Below are 3,923 nucleotides of genomic sequence, written 5' to 3'. Positions count from 1 at the left end.
GGCAACAGGCATGTGCGTGGCGGACGCACCGGGCCGCGGGGTATCCTCTTCATCGTCGCGGCCATCGTGGCCAAGTTCGATCTCCATCTCAAAGCTTTCGCTCAACGGTTGCAACAGGCGGGAAAACCCAAAATGCTCATCCGCATCGCGCTAGCCAGAAAACTGCTCGTCATTCTCAATGCAAAAGCACGCGACGCGCGAGCCGAGTTCGCCAATGCAACTTGACACCCCAGATAGTCGCTCTCCCCCCTCCGGAGGGAGAGGAAAGGCACCAAGCCCTTCTACCGCTCTTCCCGTCGAAACGGCTTCAGCAATGCCGATGGCGCCACCGCGTTGCGCGACATCACTGCCATGGCGACGATGGTAAAAATGAAGGGCAGCATCAGGAATGCTTCATAGGGGATATGCCCAAGGCCGCTGGCCTGCATTCGCAATTGCAAGGCATCGACGAAAGCGAACAGCAGCGCCGCCCCTGCCGAGCGCCACGGATCCCAGCGTCCGAAGACGACCAGAGCGATCGCCACCCAACCGCGGCCCGATACGACGCCGAACGTGAAGGCGTTGAACTGCGCCATGGTCAGAAACGCGCCGGCCAACCCCATCAAGGCGCCGCCGAGGATCACCGCCTGGAAGCGCGTGGCAATGACGCTGACGCCGGCCGAATCGGCGGCGCGCGGATTTTCGCCGACCATGCGCACCGACAGCCCCCATGGCGTGCGGTAGAGCACAAAGGCGGCGAGCGGGATGGCGAGTATCGCCATGTAGACCAGCGAAAACTGGTTGAATATTGCTGGCCCGAGCACCGGGATATCGGAGAGGAACGGAATCGGCAGCGTCGCGAAGCCCTTGATGTTGGGCGGCACCGATTGCTGGCCAAAGATCAGCCGGTAGAGGAAGTAGGCAAGGCCCGACGAGAACAGCGTGACGCCGATGCCGCAGACATGCTGGCTGAGGCCGAGCGCCACCGTGAACAGCGCATGCAGCGCGCCCATCAGCATGCCGGTCAGCACCGCCACCAGCACGCCGAGCCACAGGCTGCCGCTGAGGCTGGTGGCGGTGAAACCGGTCATCGCCGAGAGCAGCATGATGCCCTCGATGCCGAGATTGAGCACACCGGCGCGCTCGGAGAACATTTCGCCCAGCGTCGCAAACGCCAGCGGCGTGGCGATGCGGATGATCGCGGCCAAAAAACCGACCTGAAAGATCTGTTCGAACACTGCGCTCATTTGGCGGTTCCGACGCGGCGGATGCGATAGGCGGTGAACAGCAGCGCCACCAGCATGGCAAGCAATGCGGTGCCCTGGATGACATCGCTGAGGAAGGCCGGCACGCCGGTCGCCCGCGACATCGCTTCGGCGCCGGTCATCACGGCGGCAAGAAAGATCGCCGCTGGCACCACGCCGAGCGGGTTGAGCCGCGCCAGCATGGCGACGACGATGCCGGAATAGCCGTAGCCCGGCGAAATGTCGCTCATCACCTGGAAATGCACGCCGCCGACCTCGCCGACGCCGGCGAGCCCAGCCAGCGCGCCGGAAAGCAGCGCCGTCGAGAGCAGCACCCGTTCGACATTGATGCCGCCATAGCGCGCCGCTTCTGGGTTTTCGCCGGTGACCCTGATTTTGAAGCCGAGCGTCGTGCGCACGATCAGGAACCAGATGATCGGTGCGGCGAGCAGCGCGACGACGACGCCGAGATGCAGCCGCGTGCCTTCGAGCAGCACCGGGAAATTGGCCGAATCCTCGATCGGCGGCGAGATCGGATAGCCGCTGAACGTGTCCTTCCACGGCCCTTCGATCAGCGCCATCAGGGCGTAGTAGATGACCGAATTGAGCAGCAGCGAGGAAACGACATCGTCGACTTTGAATTTCACCCGCAGCGTCGCCGGCACCAGCGCCACGGCAGCCCCGGCGGCCGCACCCGCCAGAGCCATCAAAAGCATGGCGAGCGGCCCCGGCATCGGGATGGCACCGACAAAGCAGCTGGCCACCGCACCGGCGAGCAACTGGCCTTCGGCGCCGATGTTCCAGAACTTTGCCCGGAAGGCGACCGCCACCGCCAGCCCGGTGAAGATCATCGGTGTTGCACGCACCAGCGTTTCGGTGATGGCGTAGCTGTCGCCGAACGAAGCCGTGAACATCACGCCATAGGCTTCGAGAATGCCGGCGCCGGCCAGCGCGATGAGGCCGCTGCACAGGATGAGCGTTGCCCCGATTGCCAGCAGCGGCAGCGCCAGGTTGAACCAGGCGGGCGTCGAGGTGCGGGCTTCGAGACGGAACATCAGGCCGCCTCCTCGGCATGCCCAGCCCCGGTCATCAGCAGGCCGAGCCGCGCGATCGTGGCCTCGCCGCTGTCGAGCGTGCCGGCGATGCGGCCCTCATACATCACCGCGATACGGTCGCAGAGCACCAGCAGTTCTTCGAGATCCTCGCCGATGACGATGAGGCCACAACCCTTGGCGCGCATGTCGAGGAACTTTTCGTGGATGAAGCGGGCCGCACCGATGTCGAGGCCACGTGTTGGCTGGGAGACGATCAGCACCTTCGGATCGAACGCGAGTTCGCGCGCCAAAAGCGCCTTTTGCAGATTGCCGCCGGACAGCGCCCCGGCGCGCGTCATCGGCCCGGGGCACCTGATATCATAGGCCTTGATCTGTTCTTCGGCGAAAGCGCGGATCGCATCCGGCTTGAGCAAGCCCCTGCTGCTGAAAGCCGCCGTACCGATGCGCGGCAGCACCATCGAATCGGCAAGCGGCAGATTGGTGACCAACCCGGTCGTCATGCGGTCTTCCGGAATGCGCCCGAGACCCAGCGCCTGCACCTCGCGCGGCGAAAACCGCGAGACTTGTTTGCCGGCTATCGTCATCTGGCCGGCATCGGGCGCACGCACGCCGGAAATCACCTCGGCCAGTGCGCGCTGGCCATTGCCGGAGACACCGGCGATGCCGAGGATTTCGCCGGTTCGGACCGAGAGCGACACATCGCGCAACGCCATGCCTGAATGGTGCGATGTCGAGATGCCGTCCAGCGTCAGCACCGCCGCGCCCGGCGTCGATGGCCCTCTGGCCGGCGGCACGATCTCATGGCCGCACATCAGCGTTGCCATCTCGGAGGAGGTCGTGTTGGCCGGATCATCGACGCGGCCGGCGACGCGGCCAAGCCGCAACACCACGCAGCGATGCGTCAGCGCCCGGACTTCATTGAGCTTGTGCGAAATGAAGATGATGCCGAGCCCTTGCGCCGCCATCGAGCGCAACGCCGAAAACAACCCGTCGACCTCGGTTGGCGCCAGCACCGCCGTCGGCTCATCGAGGATCAAGAGTTTTGCGCCGCGAAACAGCGCCTTGACGATTTCCAGCCGCTGCTGCTCGCCGACCGACAGCGCCGACACCGGAAGATCGGGGTCGAGCGTCAGCCCGTGCTGGCGGCCGATCTCGGCCAGCCGCGCCAGCCCGCCGGCGCGGCCGATGCGGCCGGATTTGCCTGATATACCGATGAGCAGGTTTTCCAGCACCGACAGCCGCGGCGCCAGGTGAAAATGCTGGTGCACCATGCCGATGCCGGCGGCCAGCGCATCGGCCGAGCTGTTGATCTTCACCGGCCGGCCCTGGATGAGGATCTCACCGGCGTCAGGCGCATAGGCGCCGAACAGCACGTTCATCAAGGTGGTCTTGCCGGCACCGTTTTCGCCGAGCAGCCCGAGGATTTCGCCGGGTGCGACGCTGAGATCGACAGCCTCATTCGCCTTGACGGCGCCGAAGGCCTTGGTGATGCCGCGCATTTCGATGAGAGGGGCGGGCAAGGGCTTTTCCCGTTGAGAGGGGTGACGTTGGCGCGGCTTAACCCTCCCCCTTGTGGGGAGGGTCGGCTTGCGATCGCAGCGAAGCGAAGATCGTGAGACGGGGTGGGGGTGCGGCGCCGAAGAGC

Annotated in this window: 3 protein-coding genes and 1 pseudogene; 1 reads left to right on the top strand and 3 read right to left on the bottom strand. The window is 65.2% G+C overall.

Features of this window, described 5'->3' with window-relative positions; all coding sequences use genetic code 11:
* Window positions 1-225: pseudogene (locus AC1DVW_RS29590) on the top strand (IS110 family transposase); the annotation flags it as partial.
* Between the two features lie 56 nt (window positions 226-281).
* Here AC1DVW_RS29590 and AC1DVW_RS29585 read toward each other — a convergent pair.
* The 3 genes from AC1DVW_RS29585 to AC1DVW_RS29575 are packed head-to-tail and all read right to left on the bottom strand — an operon-like array spanning window position 282 to window position 3,798.
* On the bottom strand, window positions 282-1,226 hold the full coding sequence (locus AC1DVW_RS29585) for an ABC transporter permease (protein ID WP_477327918.1): 945 nt from the start codon (window positions 1,224-1,226) through the stop codon (window positions 282-284).
* Window positions 1,223-2,278 (bottom strand): ABC transporter permease, encoded by a 1,056-nt coding sequence (locus AC1DVW_RS29580; RefSeq protein ID WP_477327916.1) that lies wholly within the window; start codon window positions 2,276-2,278, stop codon window positions 1,223-1,225. The genes AC1DVW_RS29585 and AC1DVW_RS29580 overlap by 4 nt, the downstream gene beginning before the upstream one ends.
* Window positions 2,278-3,798 (bottom strand): ABC transporter ATP-binding protein, encoded by a 1,521-nt coding sequence (locus tag AC1DVW_RS29575; RefSeq protein ID WP_477327914.1) that lies wholly within the window; start codon window positions 3,796-3,798, stop codon window positions 2,278-2,280. Before AC1DVW_RS29575 ends, AC1DVW_RS29580 begins: the two co-directional genes overlap by 1 nt.
* Between the last annotated feature and the right edge of the window lie 125 nt (window positions 3,799-3,923).

The sequence above is a fragment of the Mesorhizobium sp. P3_B5 genome, from assembly GCF_056402815.1.
The sequence above is the reverse complement of the archived record's forward strand: the minus strand, read 5'-3'. Positions and strand labels throughout refer to the sequence as shown.

Coding starts and splice junctions, on each gene's coding strand:
- AC1DVW_RS29580 (WP_477327916.1), bottom strand. CDS start 2,278: ATGTTCCGTCTCGAAGCCCGCACCTCGACGCCCGCCTGGTTCAACCTG.
- AC1DVW_RS29585 (WP_477327918.1), bottom strand. CDS start 1,226: ATGAGCGCAGTGTTCGAACAGATCTTTCAGGTCGGTTTTTTGGCCGCG.